Raw genomic sequence first — 15,662 nt, forward strand, 5'->3', positions numbered from 1 at the left:
TACACGTTTCTAGAAAAAGATCAGGTCCAGTACGGCGAAGACGAACAGCGCGATCGCGACGAAGCCGTTGGCGGTGAAGAACGCCCGGTTGACCTTGGACAGATCGTTCTCGGTCACCACCACGTGCTGGTAGATCAGCGCCCCGGCGGTCAGCACCAGTCCCGCCCACCACAGCCAGCTCAGCCCCACCAGCTGGCCGAACCAGACGTAGAAGCCGAAGGTCAGCACGTGGGTGACGCTGGAGATGCGCAGGGCGGTCCGCACGCCGAACCGGGCCGGGGTGGAGTGCACCCCGATCTCCCGGTCCACCTCGACGTCCTGGCAGGCGTAGATGATGTCGAACCCGCCGATCCAGAGACCGACCGCGACACCCAGCACCCAGGCCGGCCACGAGCCCTGGAACGTGCCGGTGATCGCCAGCCAGGCGCCGACCGGGGCCACCGCCTGGGCCAGCGCGAGCACGTAGTGCGGGAAGTTCGTGAAGCGCTTGGCGTACGGATAGACCACCAGCGGGATCACGGCGAGCGGCGAGAGCACCAGGCAGAGCGGGTTGAGCAGCCCGGCCGCGATGATCAGGATCGCCAGCGAGACCAGGGCCCCGGTCCACGCGGTGCGCACACTGACCGCGCCGGTGACCAGCTCCCGGTTCTTCGTCCGCGGGTTGAGGGCGTCGATCTTCCGGTCCAGGATCCGGTTGGCGGCCATCGCGAAGGTACGCCCGGACACCATCGCGATCGTGACCAGCACGAGGTCCAGCCAGTGCTCGCCGACGCTGTCGTCGATGGACCGGATCGCGACCAGCGACGACAGGTAGGCGAACGGCAACGCGAAGATCGAGTGCTCGATCATCACCAGCCGCAGGAACGCCTTGACCTTGCCGGGCTTCTCGTCGAGCGCTGTCACAGCCCGTATTCCTTCCACCGCTTGTCCACCAGGCCGACCACCTCGGGAGACATCTTCATCGACTCCGGCCACTCCCGCGTGTAGCCCTCGCTGGGCAGCTTACGGGTGGCGTCGACCCCCGCCTTCCCACCCCAGAACTGCTGGTAGGAGGAGTGGTCCAGGTGGTCCACCGGCCCCTCGGTGAGCAGCAGGTCACGGGAGTAGTCGACGTTGCCGAACGCCCGGAACGCGACCTCGTGGTAGTCGTGCACGTCACAGTCCTCGTCGACCACCACGATCAGCTTGGTCAGCGACATCAGGTGCGCGCCCCAGACCGCGTTCATCACCTTCTGCGCGTGTTTCGGATAGCGCTTGCGGATCGACACGATCAGGCAGTTGTGGAAGACCCCGGCGGCCGGCATGTCGTAGTCGACGATGTCCGGGATCAGGATCTTGAGCAGCGGCTGGAAGATGCGCTCGGTGGCCTTGCCCAGCCCGTGGTCCTCCTGCGGCGGCTGGGACGTGACGATCGAGTGGTAGATCGGCTTCTTGCGCATCGTCATCGTCTCGATGTGCAGCACCGGGAACGGCTCGACCGGGGTGTAGAAGCCGGTGTGGTCACCGAACGGGCCCTCCGGCAGGCGCTCCCCCGGCTCCAGGTAGCCCTCCAGCACGATCTGCGACGACGCGGGCACCTGCAGCGGCACGGTCAGGCAGTCCACCATCTCGATCCGCTCGCCCTTGAGGAAGCCGGCGAACAGGTACTCGTCGATGTCGCCGGGCAGCGGCGCGCTGGCCGAGTAGGCCACCACCGGGTCGGCACCGATCGCGATGGCGACCGGCAGCCGCTGGCCCAGGCGCTCGGCCACCGCGTGGTGCGCGGTCGAGTCCTTGTGGATCTGCCAGTGCATGCCCAGCGTGTTCTTCGAGTGCTGCTGCAGCCGGTAGAGGCCGAGGTTGCGCTTGCCGGTCTCCGGGTGCTTGGTGTGGGTCAGCCCGAAGTTGTGGAAGATGCCGCCGTCACCGGGCCAGACCTGCAGGCCGGGCAGCAGGCCGAGGTCGACGTCGTCGCCCTTGAGCACGACCTCCTGGCACTCCGCGGTCTTGACCTTCTTCGGCGGCAGGGACTTGAGCTGGAGCACCTTGCCGATGCCCTCCCGGATGCCGGACCAGCCGACCGGCAGCTCCGGTTTCGCCAGGTCGCCGATGCGGGCGCCGATCTCGTCCAGGTGGTCGACGCCGAGCGCCATCGCCATCCGCTTCTCGGTGCCGAACAGGTTGATCACCAGCGGCATCTCGCCCCGGGTCGGCTTCTCGAAGAGCAGCGCCGGACCACCGGCCCGCACCGTCCGGGTCACGATCTCGCTGATCTCCAGCGTCGGATCCACCGGCACTTTCACTCGACGCAGCTCACCCGCGGCCTCGAGGGCGGCGATGAAGCTCTGCAGATCGGCATAGGGGAATCCACGCGGCGCCATGACCCCCAGTCTCCGTCACTGCTGATCCGCCGACGGCGTTGGGGGGTTCATGAAGCTGCGGAACGTGACCCATTGGTGCCTGGTGACCGTTCTGGCCGCCGGAGCTCCGGCGACAGCGGCCCCGGAGACCCAGTTGCCCGAATGCGAACCGGGGAAGGCGTCCACCACGGCGCCGGCTTCCGCCGCGAGCCCGGCCAGCCCGGGAGCCTGCCGGGCGGCCCCGCCGGTGGAGTCCGCGAAGGTCGCCGTCACCCCGAGCGGCTACCACCATCTCGGCGCCGGGACGGCCGGCGAGTGGGGTGGGGTGTCCGGCCGGTTCTCGGTGGTCAAGGGCGGGGTCCGGGCGCAGACCTACGACTTCCTGGTCGCCCGGTTCATGGCGAAGAAGGAGATGGGCGCCGGCCGGGTCGCCTGGCTGGAAGCGGGCTGGGCGGAGACCGGCTGGGCCTCCCCCGGCCGCCAGCACGTCTACACGTTCAACACCAACACCAACCGCTGGCAGTTCTACGACCAGTACGCGGTACGCCCCGGCGACCAGGTGTGGCTGGACATCAGCGGGGACCGTACCGGGCTGTGGCGGGCCTGGCTCTGGTGGAACAACAGGTGGAACCTGCTCACCCAGCAGCGGCTGCCGATCGGCGCGACGGCACAGATCGAGCAGTACGTCGAGGTGCACGTGGACGCCACCCGGCCGACCCGGCTGGACATGCCGAAGGTGACCGTGGACAACGTGCGGCTGCGGCCGGCCGGCGGGGGCCCGGCCCGGTACTGGCGCGACGACGTCGCGACCCTGACCGGAACGGCCCCCGGCGAACAGCAGAAGCGGGGCGGTTTCTGTCTGGACTGGCAGACCCGGTACGACACCTGGTCCACCGCGAACTGCGCCGATTGATCAGCCGGCGTTGGCGTACGAGTGCAGGCCCTCGAAGAACAGGTTCACGCCGAACAGGTTCATCAGCATCGTCACGAAACCGACGATCGCGATCCAGGTGGCGGTGGTCCGCTTCACACTCGGGGTGGCCCGGGCGTGCAGGTAGGCGGCGTAGACGATCCAGGAGATGAACGCCCACACCTCCTTCGGGTCCCAGCCCCAGTAGCGGCCCCAGGACGCCTCGGCCCACAGCGGCCCGGCGATCAGCGCACCGAACGTGAACAGCGGGAACGCGAACGCGTGCAGGCGGAAGGTCAGTCGCTCCAGCACCCCGGCGTCACCGATGTGGCGGCCCAGGGTGAACGGGAAGGTGCGCTTGCCGGCGTCCCAGCCGTCCTTGATCAGGAACGTCAGCGCCGGCACCACACCGACCAGGAAGATCCCGGACGAGATGATGATCGTGGAGACGTGGAAGACGTACCAGTACGACTCCAGGGCGGGCACCAGCGGGCCGACCGGGGTGTAGGCGACCAGCGCGGCCGCGCCCAGCAGCACCACCAGGGTCAGGCTGGCGAACAGGCCCAGGTGCCGGACGGCCGGCTTGCGGATCAGCACACCCACCCAGACCGCGGAGCCGATCAGCGCGGTGGACAGGATGTACTCGTACATGTTGCCCCAGGGCATCCGGTCGGCCGCGATGCCGCGCGTGACCGTGGTGCCCAGGTGCAGGGCGAGACCGAGGATGTTCAGCCCGACCGCGATCAGGCCGATCAGGTCGCCCTTGGACCGCTTCGCCGGCGGTTCCGGGATCTCTTCAAGAGGCGCTCCGGCCCCGACCAGCTGCCGGTTGGCGGCCTTGCCGATGTGACTGCGTTTGCCGAACGCGTACTCCCCGGCGTAGCAGACCATGGCGGCCAGGTAGGCCAGCACGGTCAGTGCCATCAGCTGATTGGACAACTCCGCCATCAGCGTTTCCCTTCTTGTATCTGCCGGGTGAGCGCCGCGAACTCATCGCCGAACCCTGGATAGTCGGTGCGTGGAAGGCCACCGGACTCGATCACGCTACCGCCCGCCGGTTCACCGTCGGCGGGGAGAGCGGGGAGAACCCGGAACCAGACGCGGCGCCGGTGCACGTAGAGCGACAGCATCAGCCCGATCAGCCCGACGATCGAACCGATCAGCAATGACACCTTGGTCGGGTCGTGCCGGATGGACAGTGTGGCGAACCGCTGGGTGCCGACGAACTCCAGTGTGGTCCCGTCGTCCAGGGTCCACTTCTCGCCCGGGCGCAGCACGTAGGGCCGCTCGCCGCTGATCTTCTGGAGATCACCGTCGGCGATCTTCTCGCGGTTCAGGGCGTACACCGAACCGGGTTTGCCGGAGTCCAGGCCCAGGTCACCGCGGTAGGCGGAGAGGTACAGCACCGGATTGTCCTCGGCCGGGAACTGGGAGAGGGCGCTGCCATCGGTGCCACCGGTCGGCAGGAAGACCCCCTCGAAGCCCATCTGCAGCTTCGGGTCACGTTCGCCGTTCGGGTCGACGTTGACGTCCGGGAACTGAACGACACCCTCACTGGTCATCATCAGGTCGGTGGGCAGGAACGGCACCGTCGCGGTCTGCTGGGCACCGAACCGGTCGGTGAAGCGCAGGACCGGGGCGTACCCCTGGCCGATCAGGTTGATGGTGGCGCCGTCGAGCCGCAGCGGGTCGTTGACGGTGAACCGCCGCTGGCGGTAGTCGCCGCCCTCCTCGCTCACATCGACACTCGCCTCGAACGACTTCGGTTGCCCGGTGGTCTGGAAGGTGGACTCGAAATCGGTCATCCGCATGCAGAAGACCGGCAGGTCACCGGCCTCCACCCGGGGGCCGAGCACCGACTCGTCGAACTGTGGCAGAGCGCTGCAGAAGCCCTGGTCCTGGCCCTCGACCAGGAGACGGTTGGCGTGCCAGCCGTACCAGTGGCCGAAACCGACCCCGATCAGCACCCCGAGCATGGCGATGTGGAAGAAGAGGTTGCCGGTCTCCTTCAGGAAGCCCTTCTCGGCCGAGACCGTCCAGCCCTCCGGGGTTTCCCGGGCCCGGGTCCGCCAACGGTTGCGGCGCAGCGTCTTCGCGATCTCCGCGGCCGCGGCCGCGGGATCCTCCGGGCGCCGGATTCCGCTCTCGTGGTGCGGTAGGCGTTCCATCCGCTTGGGTGCCTGCGGCGGTACGGCCGTCAGAGCGCGCGCGTGCTCCCGCACCCGGGGCAGCACACATCCGACGAGTGACGTGAAGAGCAGCAGGTAGATCGCCGCGAACCAGGGCGAGGCGTAGACGTCGAAGGCGAAGAACCGGTCCAGCGCCGGGGCCAGCTTCGGGTTGTTCGTGAAGTACTCGGCGACCCGCTCCCGGTTCACCCCCCGCTGCGGGAAGATCGAGCCGGGCACCGCCGCGACCGCGAGCAGGAAGAGCAGGACCAGCGCGGTACGCATGCTGGTCAGCTGGCGCCACGAGTTGCGCAGCAGCGCCCAGAGCCGGTTCGGTCGTTTCGGCCGGGGCGCCTCGGCGGTGGCCGGCCGGTCCTCGACGACTGTCACAGCAGCGTCCCCGCATTGAAGTCGAATGTGGTCAGCAGGAAGATCAGGAAGTCGTTCCAGGCGCCGGTGACCAGTGCCAGGCCGACCAGGATGAGCAGGCCGCCACCGATCCGGGTGACCCACTGGCTGTTCCGTCGGATCGCCGTGAAGACGCCGAGCATCCGGCGGAAGAAGAGCCCGAAGAGCACAAACGGCAGGCCCAGCCCGAGGCTGAAGGCGATCGCCAGGATCGCCGCCCGGTCGGCCTCCCCGGTCGTCACCGCGAGCGTGTTGATCGCGCCGAGGGTCGGGCCGATGCACGGGGTCCAGGAGATCGCGAAGACCGCACCGAGGACCGGGGCGCCGAGCAGCCCGGCCGAGGGCAGCTTGGTGATCCGGGCCTCCCGCTGAAGCCCGGGGATCCAGCCGAGGTACATCAGGCCGAGCACGATGATCAGCACGCCGCCGATGGTGTTCAGCACGCTCTGGTTGGCCGAGAGCTGCAGGAAGACGTTCGCGAACATCGTCACCATCAGCGTGAAGACGGCCGAGAAGCCGAGCACGAAGAGCAGGCTGCCGAGCAGGACCTTGCCCTTGAGGGTGAGTTTCCGGGTGAGGGTGACGGTGGTGGTCTCCCCGCGCCCCATCACGGTCTCCATGTCGGAACCGGCCAGGCCGGTCACGTACGACAGGTAGCCTGGCAGCAGCGGGAGCACGCACGGGGACAGGATGCTGACCAGCCCGGCGAGCAGGGCGGCGCCGATCGCCAGCAGCATCGGCCCGCTGGTCACCGCGCCCTCGAACGGGGTCATCAGCCGGTCGCCTCCGCCGCGATCTTCTCGACCAGGGGTTTCAGCTCGCCCTCGGTGGTCGACTTGCGGATGGCGGCGGCGATCCGGCCCTGCCGGTCCAGCACCAGGGTATTCGGGATGGCGTTCTGGGTGACGTCGAACTTCACGCCGACCTCACTCTGCACGTCGAAGATGCTGTCGTAGGTGACCCGGTAGGCCTTCTCGAACGCCTTCGCCGCGTCCTTCGTGTCGCGGGTGTTCACCCCGACGAACGTGACACCGGAGTCCTTCGTCGCCTGGTAGGTGTTCTCCAGGTCGTCGGCCTCGGCCCGGCACGGCGCGCACCAGGAGCCCCAGAAGTTGACCACGACCACCTTGCCCCGGTCGTTCGCCAGGTCGTAGGTGCCGCCGCCGAGCAACTCCCCGGTGACGTCGGTGACCAGCGGCCGGTCCGCCGGGGCGCACTCCACCACCAGGCTGGTGGTGGCGCACTTCTTGGCCCAGTTCTCCTCGCCGCCGCAGCCGCTCAGGACTCCGGCGGTGGTGACCGCCGCGATGGCGACGGCGGCGAGGCGGCGCATCAGGCCCCCTTGGCTGTCTTGGCTGTCGCGGACATCGCGACCAGGTGCGCGGCGGGCTCCGAGTAGTCGACACCGACCACCTTGGCCCCCTCGAAGCGGAACGAGGTGAGGCTGGCCAGCCCGCACTCCCGCTTACGCGGATCGTGCCAGAGCCGCTTGCCCTCGATGTAGCGCCGGAGTGTCCAGACCGGCAGTTGGTGCGAGACGCAGACCGCCTCGTGCCCCTCGGCCGCGACCCGGGCCGCCTGCACCGCCTCGAACATCCGCTGGGCGATCACCAGGTAGGCCTCGCCCCAGGACGGGGTGATCGGATCCCGCAGCACCCACCAGTGCCGGGGGTTGCTGAACGCGCCGTCGCCGACCGAGACCTTCTTGCCCTCGAAGTAGTTGGCGCTCTCGATCAGCCGCACGTCGGTGGTGATGTCCAGCTTGAACTCCGCGGCGAACGGGGCCGCGGTCTCCTGCGCGCGCTCCAGCGGGCTGGACACCAGGTGCGTGATGTCCCGGCCGGCCAGCACCTCGGCGGCCGCCTTGGCCATCTGGTGGCCCAGCTCGGAGAGGTGGAAGTCGGGCAGCCGCCCGTACAGGATCTTGCCCGGGTTGAAGACCTCGCCGTGTCGCAGCACGTGCACCGTGGTCTTGGTCGGTTCGCTCAAGGTCATGCCCCCGCTGCGGCTCGGGCCGCGAGCGGTGCCGCGGCGGCGATCACGTTCAGTGCTGCGTCGTCGATCGCCGTCGACACGAACCACGACTCGAAGGCGCTCGGCGGCAGGTAGACCCCGTTGGCCAGCATCGTGTGGAAGAACGCCTTGAACGCGGCCGCGTTCTGCGTCTTCGCGGAGTCGTAATCGACGACCTCGTCCTCGGTGAAGAAGATCGAGAACATGTTTCCGGCGAACTGGAGCCGGTGCGGCACACCGGCGGCGCTCAGGGCGTCCGAGCAGAGGCCGCTGATGACACCGGCCAGCTCGTCCAGACGTTTGTAGGCGGCCTCGTCGGCGAGACGCAGCGAGGCCAGGCCGGCCGCGCAGGCCAGCGGGTTACCGGACAGGGTGCCGGCCTGGTAGACCGGGCCGGCCGGGGCGAGCCGGGACATGATCTCCCGGCGGCCGCCGAACGCCGCGGCGGGCAGGCCACCGCCCATCACCTTGCCGAACGTGAACAGGTCGGCGTCGACCGGGTGCAGCCCGGCCCAGCCGCCCGCGGAGACCCGGAAACCGGTCATCACCTCGTCGACGACGAGCAGCGCGCCGTGCCGGTGGGCGATCTCGGCCAGGGCCTGGTTGAAGCCGTCACGCGGGGTGACCACACCCATGTTCCCCGGGGCGGCCTCGGTGATGATCGCGGCGATCTGATCGCCCTCGGCGGCGAAGATCGATTCAACGGCGGCGACGTCGTTGTACGGCAGGACGATGGTCTCGCCGGCCGCCGCCCCGGTCACGCCGGGCGAGTCGGGCAGGCCGAGCGTGGCCACGCCGGAACCGGCCGCGGCCAGCAGCGCGTCCACGTGCCCGTGGTAGCAGCCGGCGAACTTCACGATCTTGGACCGGCCGGTGAATCCCCGGGCCAGCCGGATCGCGGTCATGGTCGCCTCGGTGCCCGAGTTGACCAGCCGGACCTCGTCGATCGGGGTACGCCTGACGATCTCCTCGGCCAGGTCGACCTCACCGGCGGTGGGGGTGCCGAAGCTGGTGCCGAGGGCCGCCGCCTTCTGCACCGCGTCGATGATCTCGGGGTGGGCGTGGCCGTGGATCAGCGGGCCCCAGGAGCAGACCAGGTCGACGTAACGCCGCCCGTCCACGTCGGTGAGCCACGGGCCGGTGCCCGAGGCCATGAACCGGGGCGTGCCGCCCACCGCGCGGAACGCCCGCACAGGTGAATTGACCCCGCCCGGCACGATGGCCTGGGCGCGGTCGAACAGGGCCTGGGAGACCGGGGCGTCCTCCGGGTACGGAAGTCCCTCGGTGGGATATGTCGTGGTCACAGCAGTCCCCATTCTGTCAGCGCCATGGAACGAGTATTGCGAGAGGGTTCTTCACATCAAAAGGATCATGGTCGTCGCGCACTCGGTCTGACCGCGCCGGACGGGCTGATTCGCCCCGAAGAGGATAGGCTGAGCTGCGTGGAGCGACCCGAGCTGTCCATCGCGGTTCAGCGTGCACCCGACGAGGTGGTGATCCAGCTCGCCGGGGAGATCGACGTGCTCACGGTCAACGAGCTGTCCGTCGTGGTCAACGAGATTCTCGGCGATGACCAGCCCCATCGCATCGTGCTGGACATGTCCGGGGTCAATTTCTGTGACTCGCAGGGCCTGGGCACCCTGGTGGTGCTGAGCCGTAAAGCGCAGCACGCACAGGTCGTGCTGGCCCTGTCGAACGTCGGCGACTTCCTGATGCGTGTGCTCGACATCACCGGATTGCGGTCCGCGCTGATGATCAGCAGCCACAGCTGACCCCTGTGGACAGGCCTGTGGATAACTTTTTCTTCAGCGCAGTCGCCAGCACCGTCGCCAGCGTCGGCGGCAGCTTCAGCGTCAGCCGAAGTCACCGCTGACCGTCACACCGGCCGCCGTCGCCCGGTACGAGTCGCCGTTCGCGTCCCGCCCGCCCGCGGCATGGGTGTACCGCGCAGCGAAGGTGTAGGTCCCCGGTTCCAGGTGGTCGGCGGAGGAGAGCACGAACCGGAAGACGATCGCGTCCGCCTCCTCGACGACCGTGCTGGTCACGCTCGCGCCGGGCACCTGCTGGCTGCCACCGCGGGAGACCAGGCCGTCGGTACGCGCGAGCCGGATCGTCACCTCCAGGGCATCCACCCGCTCGGTGGTCTTCACCGTCACCACGCTGCCGGCCTGGGTGTCCCCGCCCGGGACGACCGAACCGTCGGACCAGAGCGGGCCCTGAACCGCGGGATCGGCCGGTGCGCTGGAGTTCCCGGCGGCCGGGGATTCCGAGGTCGGCGGGCGACTGGACTGCCTGTTCTTCGGCGTCCTGCTCGCGGAGGCACCGGGCGTACCGCTGGGTGCGGCCTTTTCCGGTGTCGGGCGACCGCTCGGGGAGGGATCCACCGTGACCACCGGCGTCGGCACCGGGGCCGGGTCACCGCCACCGGCCAGGGCCCACTGGGCGAACCCGCCACCACCGAGCACCGCCGCCACCGCGACGGCGGCGCCGGTCATCCGCAGCCGGGGGGACGGCTCCTTCCCGCGGCGGCTGCGCACCGCGGTCCGGGTGATCCGGTCGAGCATCGCCTCGCGGTCCGGGCGGTGCTTCGCCGCCTCCGCGCGCAGTGCCGCGCGCAGTTCCCCCTCGACCATCGTCATCGCGCGCAGCTCCTACTCGGGAAGATCACGTCCCGGTAGTGGCGCGGTCGCCTGGCAAAGTTGTCCACAGTGAGCCAGGTCACACTTGGGCCCGCCCGAAAAACGGACCCCGGGGATCAGTCGCCCCAGCGGGCCTTCTCCAGCAGGCCCAGGGCCTCGGCGGCGGCCGTCTCGCCACCGGCCCGCAGCACCCGGGCGGCCTCGTCGACCGTCCCGGTCAGCCGCTGCCACTGTGCCTCGCGCTCCTTGGAGATCTCGGCCTGCGCCTTGAGCTGCTGATTCTTCATCCACAGCTCGACGAAGACGGAGACTTTGGCGCGCAGCACCCACGGGTCGAACGGTTTGGTGAGGTAGTCGACGGCACCGACCGCGTACCCCCGCAGGGCCAGCTGGGCGTCCCGGTCGGCCGCGGTCAGGAACAGGATCGGCACGTGCCGGGTCCGCTCCCGCCGCTTGATGTGGCTGGCCGTCTCGAAACCGTCCATGTTGGGCATGTGCGCGTCCAGCAGGATCACCGCGAAGTCGTCGGTGAGCAGCTGCTTGAGGGCAGCCTCGCCACTCTCCACGGCGACCGCGGTCACCGGCAGCCCTTGGAGGATCGCCTCCAGGGCCAGCAGGTTGTCCTTCCGGTCGTCGACCAGTAGCGCCTTGGCACGCTCACCCACCCGCGCTCACCTCACCCACCGGTAGTTACCTCCCATGGCGCTACCCCGCAACCGCCGGTCTCACCCGTGATCCGGCGCTCCGGTCCCCTCCGCGTTCACCCAGCGGTCCATCAGCTCGATCAACTCGTCCAGATCGACCGGTTTCGTGATGTAGTCACTCGCACCGGCCGCGAGGGCCGACTCCCGGTCCCCGGGCATCGCCTTCGCCGTCAGGAAGACTACCGGTAGGTCCTGGAACCGCTGATTGCGCCGAATTCCCCGGGTCGTCTCGTATCCGTCCTGATCGGGCATCATCGCGTCCATCAGCACGATGTCGATCTCGGGGTGTTCGGCCAGGATCCGTACGCCGTCCACCCCGTTGTCCGAGTACAGCACGTGCAGTCCATGCATCTCGAGCGCGCTGGTCAGGGCGAAGACGTTCCGGACGTCGTCGTCGACGATCAGCACCGTCACACCCTCCAGTTTCCGCCCGGCCGGGCTCACCGGCGGCTTCTCCTCGACCCGCGGCGGCATCTCCATCAACGGCAGCCCCAGGGACGCCATCGAGTTGGCCGGCCGGACCGAGATCGCCTTGGCCGGCACCGCGGGCAGCACCGGCATCGGGATCGCGTCGGCGGTGAGCGCCTCCGGCATGAACAGGGTGAAGGTCGAGCCCTCCCCCGGCAGCGAGGAGACCGAGATCGTGCCGCCGAGCAGCGCGGCGAACTCCCGGCTGATCGACAGGCCCAGCCCGGTGCCGCCGTACTTGCGGGTGGTGGTGCCGTCGGCCTGCTGGAACGGCTCGAAGATGATCGCCAGTTTCTCGTCCGAGATGCCGATGCCGGTGTCGCTGACCGCGAACGCCACCACCCGTGAGGCGGAGTGCAACGACGGCGGCGCGTCGATCCCGGCGTCCAGCGCGGCCGAGAAGATGCTCAGCGTGACCGAGCCGCTGTCGGTGAACTTGACCGCGTTCGACAGCAGGTTGCGCAGGATCTGCTGGAGCCGCTGCGGGTCGGTGACCAGCGAGTCCGGCAGCTCCGGCGCCAGGTCGACCCGAAGCTGCAGGCCCTTGTCCTCGGCCTGCGGGGAGAACGCCTGCTCGACGTAGCTGCGGATGCCGTCGAAGTCGACCACGTCGGTCTCGACGTCCATCCGGCCCGCTTCGATCTTGGAGAGGTCGAGGATGTCGTCGATCAGCGAGAGCAGGTCGGAACCGGCACTGTGGATGGTCCGTGCGAACTCGATCTGCTTGCTCGACAGGTTCTGTTCGGTGTTGTCGGCGAGCAGACGGGCCAGGAGCAGGAGCGAATTCAGCGGCGTACGCAGTTCGTGGCTCATGTTGGCCAGGAACTCCGACTTGTAGGTGTTGGCCCGGGAGAGCTGCTGGGCCTTCTCCTCCAGGCCGAGCCGGGCCAGTTCGATCTCCCGGTTCTTCAGCTCGATGTTCGCCTTCTGCTCGCTCAGCAGCTTGGCCTTGTCCTCCAGCTCGGCGTTGGTGCGCTGCAGCTCGGCCGACTGGTCCTGCATCTCCCGGGCCAGCCGCTGCGACTGCGAGAGGAGTTCCTCGGTACGCCGGTTGGCCTGGATGGTGTTGAGAGCCACCCCGATGGTCGCGACCAGCCGCTCCAGGAACGTCAGGTGCAGCCCGTTGAAGGCGGCCACCGACGCGAACTCGATCACGCCGAGCATCTCGCCCTCGAACAGGACCGGCAGCACCACCAGGTCGTTCGGCGGCATGCCGAGCAGCCCGGACCGCATGGTCAGTATCCCGTCGTGGGTGGCCCGGACCCGGATCGTGCGCCGGGACACCGCGGCCTGGCCGACCAGCCCCTCGCCCGGTCCGAAGGTGACCTCGTGATCGCGGGCGACGTAGCCGTACGCCGCGGCCAGTCGCAGCCGGGTGACCGCCTCCTCGTTGTCGACCAGGAAGAACGCGCCGAGCTGGGCGTCCACCAGCGGCGTCACCTCGGTCATGATCATGCGGCAGACCTCGCCGACGTCCCGCTGGCCCTGCAGCAGGCCGCCGATGCGGGCCAGGTTCGAGTCGAGCCAGCCCTGCTCCGCGTTGGTCTTGGTGGTGTCCCGGAGCGTGACGATCATCCGGTTGATGTTGTCCTTGAGCTCCGCCACCTCGCCCTGCGCCTCGACCGCCACGCTCTGGGTCAGATCACCCCGGGTCACCGCGGTGGACACCTCGGCGATGGCACGCAGCTGGATGGTCAGCGTGGAGGCGAGCTGGTTGACGTTGTCGGTCAGGTCGCGCCACGTGCCGGCCACCCCGCGCACCTGCGCCTGACCACCCAGCCGGCCCTCGGAACCCACCTCGCGGGCCACCCGGGTCACCTCGTCACCGAACGACGACAGCTGATCCACCATCGTATTGACGGTGTTCTTCAGCTCCAGGATCTCGCCGCGGGCGTCGACCGTGATCTTCTGGCCGAGGTCGCCCTTGGCCACCGCGGTGGTGACCGAGGCGATGTTGCGGACCTGGGCGGTCAGGTTGGACGCCATGTAGTTGACGTTGTCGGTCAGGTCGCGCCACGTGCCCGCGACCCCGCGCACCTGCGCCTGACCACCGAGCTTGCCCTCCGAGCCGACCTCCCGGGCCACCCGGGTGACCTCGTCGGCGAACGACGACAGCTGGTCCACCATGGTGTTGACGGTGTTCTTCAGCTCCAGGATCTCGCCCTGGGCGTCGACCGTGATCTTCTGCGACAGGTCACCCTTGGCCACCGCCGTGGAGACCTGGGCGATGTTGCGGACCTGGCCGGTCAGGTTGGACGCCATCGAGTTCACGTTGTCGGTCAGGTCGCGCCACGTGCCGGCCACCCCGCGCACCTGCGCCTGACCACCCAGCTTGCCCTCGGTGCCCACCTCACGGGCCACCCGGGTCACCTCGTCGGCGAACGACGACAGCTGATCCACCATGGTGTTGACCGTCGACTTCAGCTCCAGGATCTCGCCCCGGGCATCGACCGTGATCTTCTGGCCGAGGTCGCCCTTGGCCACCGCGGTGGTGACCGAGGCGATGTTGCGGACCTGACTGGTCAGGTTCGACGCCATGTAGTTGACGTTGTCGGTGAGGTCGCGCCACGTACCAGAAATGCCCTTGACCTGGGCCTGTCCGCCGAGTTTGCCCTCCGAGCCGACCTCGCGCGCCACCCGGGTCACCTCGTCGGCGAACGACGACAGCTGGTCCACCATGGTGTTGACGGTGTTCTTCAGTTCCAGGATCTCGCCGCGGGCGTCGACGGTGATCTTCTGCGACAGGTCACCCTTCGCCACAGCGGTCGAGACCTGGGCGATGTTGCGGACCTGGCCGGTCAGGTTGGCGGCCAGCTGATTCACATTCTCGGTCAGGTCACGCCAGGTGCCGGAGACTCCACGGACCTGGGCCTGACCACCGAGCTTGCCCTCGGTGCCCACCTCACGGGCCACCCGGGTCACCTCGTCGGCGAACGACGACAGCTGATCCACCATCGTGTTGACGGTGTCCTTCAGCTCCAGGATCTCGCCCTGCGCGGCCACCGTGATCTTCTGCGACAGGTCACCCTTGGCCACCGCCGTGGAGACCTGGGCGATGTTGCGGACCTGACTGGTCAGGTTCGACGCCATCGAGTTCACCGAGTCGGTGAGGTCCTTCCAGGTGCCGGCCACGTTCGGCACGTCGGCCTGGCCGCCGAGCTTGCCCTCGGTGCCCACCTCGCGGGCCACCCGGGTCACCTGCTCGGCGAAGAGCCGCAGGGTGTCGGTCAGCCCGTTCATGGTGTCGGACAGCTCGGCCACCTCGCCGCGCGCCGACACGGTGATCTTCTGCGACAGGTCGCCCCGGGCCACCGCGGTCGCCACCTGGGAGATCGACCGCACCTGGTGCGTCAGGTTCGACGCCATCGTGTTCACCGAGTCGGTGAGGTCCTTCCAGGTGCCGGCCACCCCGCGCACGTCGGCCTGGCCGCCCAGCTCGCCCTCGGTGCCCACCTCGCGGGCCACCCGGGTCACCTCGTCGGCGAACGAGGACAGCTGATCGACCATCGTGTTCACCGTCCGGCCGATCCGCAAGAATTCACCTCGCAGCGGCCGCTCGTCCATCTGCAGCGCCATGTGCTGCGACAGGTCGCCCTGAGCCACCGCCTCGATGACCCGGGAGATCTCGGTGGTCGGCCTGGCCAGATCGTCGATCAGCGAGTTCACCGACCGGACGCTGTCCTCCCAGGACCCGTCCAGGCCCTCCTCGTCCAGGCGCTCGGTGAGACGGCCGTCCCGGCCCACTATCCGGCTTATCCGGCGCAGCTCCTGGTTCTGCCGCTCCTGGAGCGAGACCACCTCGTTGAACGCCTCGGCGACCGCCCCGGCGGTGCCGTCCCGCCTGTTCAGACGCACTTTGAGGTCACCACGCCGGACACGCCGCAGTGCTTCGGCGAGCTCGCCGAGCAGAACGGTCTCGTCGGCTTCTTTAGCCGCAGTCATGGTGTCCTCACTCGCTGTTCAACGGCCGGGGCTACCTATCCTCTCTCGCCCGACCGGGTCAATGCGAGAGA

The 15,662-nt window shown here is 68.8% G+C and carries 13 protein-coding genes; 2 read left to right on the forward strand and 11 right to left on the reverse strand.

The genetic code is table 11. The annotated features are described in order from the left end of the window. Positions 1-9: 9 nt before the first annotated feature. Both mqnP and Aco03nite_RS34080 read right to left on the reverse strand, forming a co-directional pair. On the reverse strand, positions 10-912 hold the full coding sequence (gene mqnP / locus Aco03nite_RS34075) for a menaquinone biosynthesis prenyltransferase MqnP (protein WP_203802845.1): 903 nt from the start codon (positions 910-912) through the stop codon (positions 10-12). Continuing rightward, the gene (locus tag Aco03nite_RS34080) at positions 900-2,360 is read right to left on the reverse strand and encodes a menaquinone biosynthesis decarboxylase (protein ID WP_203802742.1); all 1,461 of its coding nucleotides are present in this window, start codon (positions 2,358-2,360) and stop codon (positions 900-902) included. The genes mqnP and Aco03nite_RS34080 overlap by 13 nt, the downstream gene beginning before the upstream one ends. Before the next feature lie 49 nt (positions 2,361-2,409). Here Aco03nite_RS34080 and Aco03nite_RS34085 point away from each other — a divergent pair, with 49 nt between their 5' ends. Further along, positions 2,410-3,252: a hypothetical protein gene (locus Aco03nite_RS34085; protein ID WP_239145680.1), complete on the forward strand. Its 843-nt coding sequence runs from the start codon at positions 2,410-2,412 to the stop codon at positions 3,250-3,252. On the opposite strand, the gene ccsB is transcribed toward Aco03nite_RS34085, so the two are convergent. Genes ccsB through hemL form a run of 6 tightly spaced genes read right to left on the reverse strand, consistent with a single transcriptional unit; the run spans position 3,253 to position 9,154 of the window. Beyond that, positions 3,253-4,197, reverse strand: a complete 945-nt coding sequence (gene ccsB, locus Aco03nite_RS34090; RefSeq protein WP_203802747.1) for a c-type cytochrome biogenesis protein CcsB — start codon at positions 4,195-4,197, stop codon at positions 3,253-3,255. Continuing rightward, positions 4,197-5,807 carry a cytochrome c biogenesis protein ResB gene (resB, locus tag Aco03nite_RS34095; RefSeq protein WP_203802750.1) on the reverse strand — a complete coding sequence of 537 codons (1,611 nt, stop codon included), beginning with the start codon at positions 5,805-5,807 and terminating at the stop codon, positions 4,197-4,199. The genes ccsB and resB overlap by 1 nt, the downstream gene beginning before the upstream one ends. Further along, complete coding sequence (locus tag Aco03nite_RS34100; protein WP_203802753.1) at positions 5,804-6,598, reverse strand: cytochrome c biogenesis CcdA family protein; 795 nt, start codon at positions 6,596-6,598, stop codon at positions 5,804-5,806. Before Aco03nite_RS34100 ends, resB begins: the two co-directional genes overlap by 4 nt. Further along, positions 6,598-7,158 carry a TlpA disulfide reductase family protein gene (locus tag Aco03nite_RS34105; RefSeq protein WP_203802756.1) on the reverse strand — a complete coding sequence of 187 codons (561 nt, stop codon included), beginning with the start codon at positions 7,156-7,158 and terminating at the stop codon, positions 6,598-6,600. The genes Aco03nite_RS34100 and Aco03nite_RS34105 overlap by 1 nt, the downstream gene beginning before the upstream one ends. Then, positions 7,158-7,820 (reverse strand): histidine phosphatase family protein, encoded by a 663-nt coding sequence (locus Aco03nite_RS34110; RefSeq protein ID WP_203802759.1) that lies wholly within the window; start codon positions 7,818-7,820, stop codon positions 7,158-7,160. The genes Aco03nite_RS34105 and Aco03nite_RS34110 overlap by 1 nt, the downstream gene beginning before the upstream one ends. Next, positions 7,817-9,154 carry a glutamate-1-semialdehyde 2,1-aminomutase gene (hemL, locus tag Aco03nite_RS34115; RefSeq protein ID WP_203802762.1) on the reverse strand — a complete coding sequence of 446 codons (1,338 nt, stop codon included), beginning with the start codon at positions 9,152-9,154 and terminating at the stop codon, positions 7,817-7,819. The genes Aco03nite_RS34110 and hemL overlap by 4 nt, the downstream gene beginning before the upstream one ends. A 126-nt stretch (positions 9,155-9,280) precedes the next feature. Here hemL and Aco03nite_RS34120 point away from each other — a divergent pair, with 126 nt between their 5' ends. After that, complete coding sequence (locus tag Aco03nite_RS34120) at positions 9,281-9,610, forward strand: STAS domain-containing protein (RefSeq protein WP_203802765.1); 330 nt, start codon at positions 9,281-9,283, stop codon at positions 9,608-9,610. Positions 9,611-9,691: 81 nt separating this feature from the next. On the opposite strand, the gene Aco03nite_RS34125 is transcribed toward Aco03nite_RS34120, so the two are convergent. The 3 genes from Aco03nite_RS34125 to Aco03nite_RS34135 all read right to left on the reverse strand — a co-directional run bounded on the left by Aco03nite_RS34125 (position 9,692) and on the right by Aco03nite_RS34135 (position 15,591). Then, a complete protein-coding gene (locus Aco03nite_RS34125; protein WP_203802768.1) occupies positions 9,692-10,477 on the reverse strand; it encodes a hypothetical protein in 786 nt (261 codons plus the stop codon). A 116-nt stretch (positions 10,478-10,593) separates the two neighbouring features. After that, positions 10,594-11,142, reverse strand: a complete 549-nt coding sequence (locus Aco03nite_RS34130) for a response regulator (protein WP_203802771.1) — start codon at positions 11,140-11,142, stop codon at positions 10,594-10,596. Positions 11,143-11,202: 60 nt separating this feature from the next. Next, complete coding sequence (locus Aco03nite_RS34135; RefSeq protein WP_203802774.1) at positions 11,203-15,591, reverse strand: HAMP domain-containing protein; 4,389 nt, start codon at positions 15,589-15,591, stop codon at positions 11,203-11,205. Positions 15,592-15,662: the final 71 nt, after the last annotated feature.

The organism is Actinoplanes couchii (assembly GCF_016862075.1).
In the GTDB taxonomy this organism is placed as follows: Bacteria; Actinomycetota; Actinomycetes; order Mycobacteriales; family Micromonosporaceae; genus Actinoplanes; species Actinoplanes couchii.

What these genes read in the sequence shown, in the direction of transcription:
- Aco03nite_RS34080 (WP_203802742.1), bottom strand. Translation starts at nt 2,360, where the DNA reads ATGGCGCCGCGTGGATTCCCCTATGCCGATCTGCAGAGCTTCATCGCC.
- Aco03nite_RS34085 (WP_239145680.1), top strand. Translation starts at nt 2,410, where the DNA reads ATGAAGCTGCGGAACGTGACCCATTGGTGCCTGGTGACCGTTCTGGCC.
- ccsB (WP_203802747.1), bottom strand. Translation starts at nt 4,197, where the DNA reads ATGGCGGAGTTGTCCAATCAGCTGATGGCACTGACCGTGCTGGCCTAC.
- Aco03nite_RS34100 (WP_203802753.1), bottom strand. Translation starts at nt 6,598, where the DNA reads ATGACCCCGTTCGAGGGCGCGGTGACCAGCGGGCCGATGCTGCTGGCG.
- Aco03nite_RS34105 (WP_203802756.1), bottom strand. Translation starts at nt 7,158, where the DNA reads ATGCGCCGCCTCGCCGCCGTCGCCATCGCGGCGGTCACCACCGCCGGA.
- Aco03nite_RS34110 (WP_203802759.1), bottom strand. Translation starts at nt 7,820, where the DNA reads ATGACCTTGAGCGAACCGACCAAGACCACGGTGCACGTGCTGCGACAC.
- hemL (WP_203802762.1), bottom strand. Translation starts at nt 9,154, where the DNA reads ATGGGGACTGCTGTGACCACGACATATCCCACCGAGGGACTTCCGTAC.
- Aco03nite_RS34125 (WP_203802768.1), bottom strand. Translation starts at nt 10,477, where the DNA reads ATGACGATGGTCGAGGGGGAACTGCGCGCGGCACTGCGCGCGGAGGCG.
- Aco03nite_RS34135 (WP_203802774.1), bottom strand. Translation starts at nt 15,591, where the DNA reads ATGACTGCGGCTAAAGAAGCCGACGAGACCGTTCTGCTCGGCGAGCTC.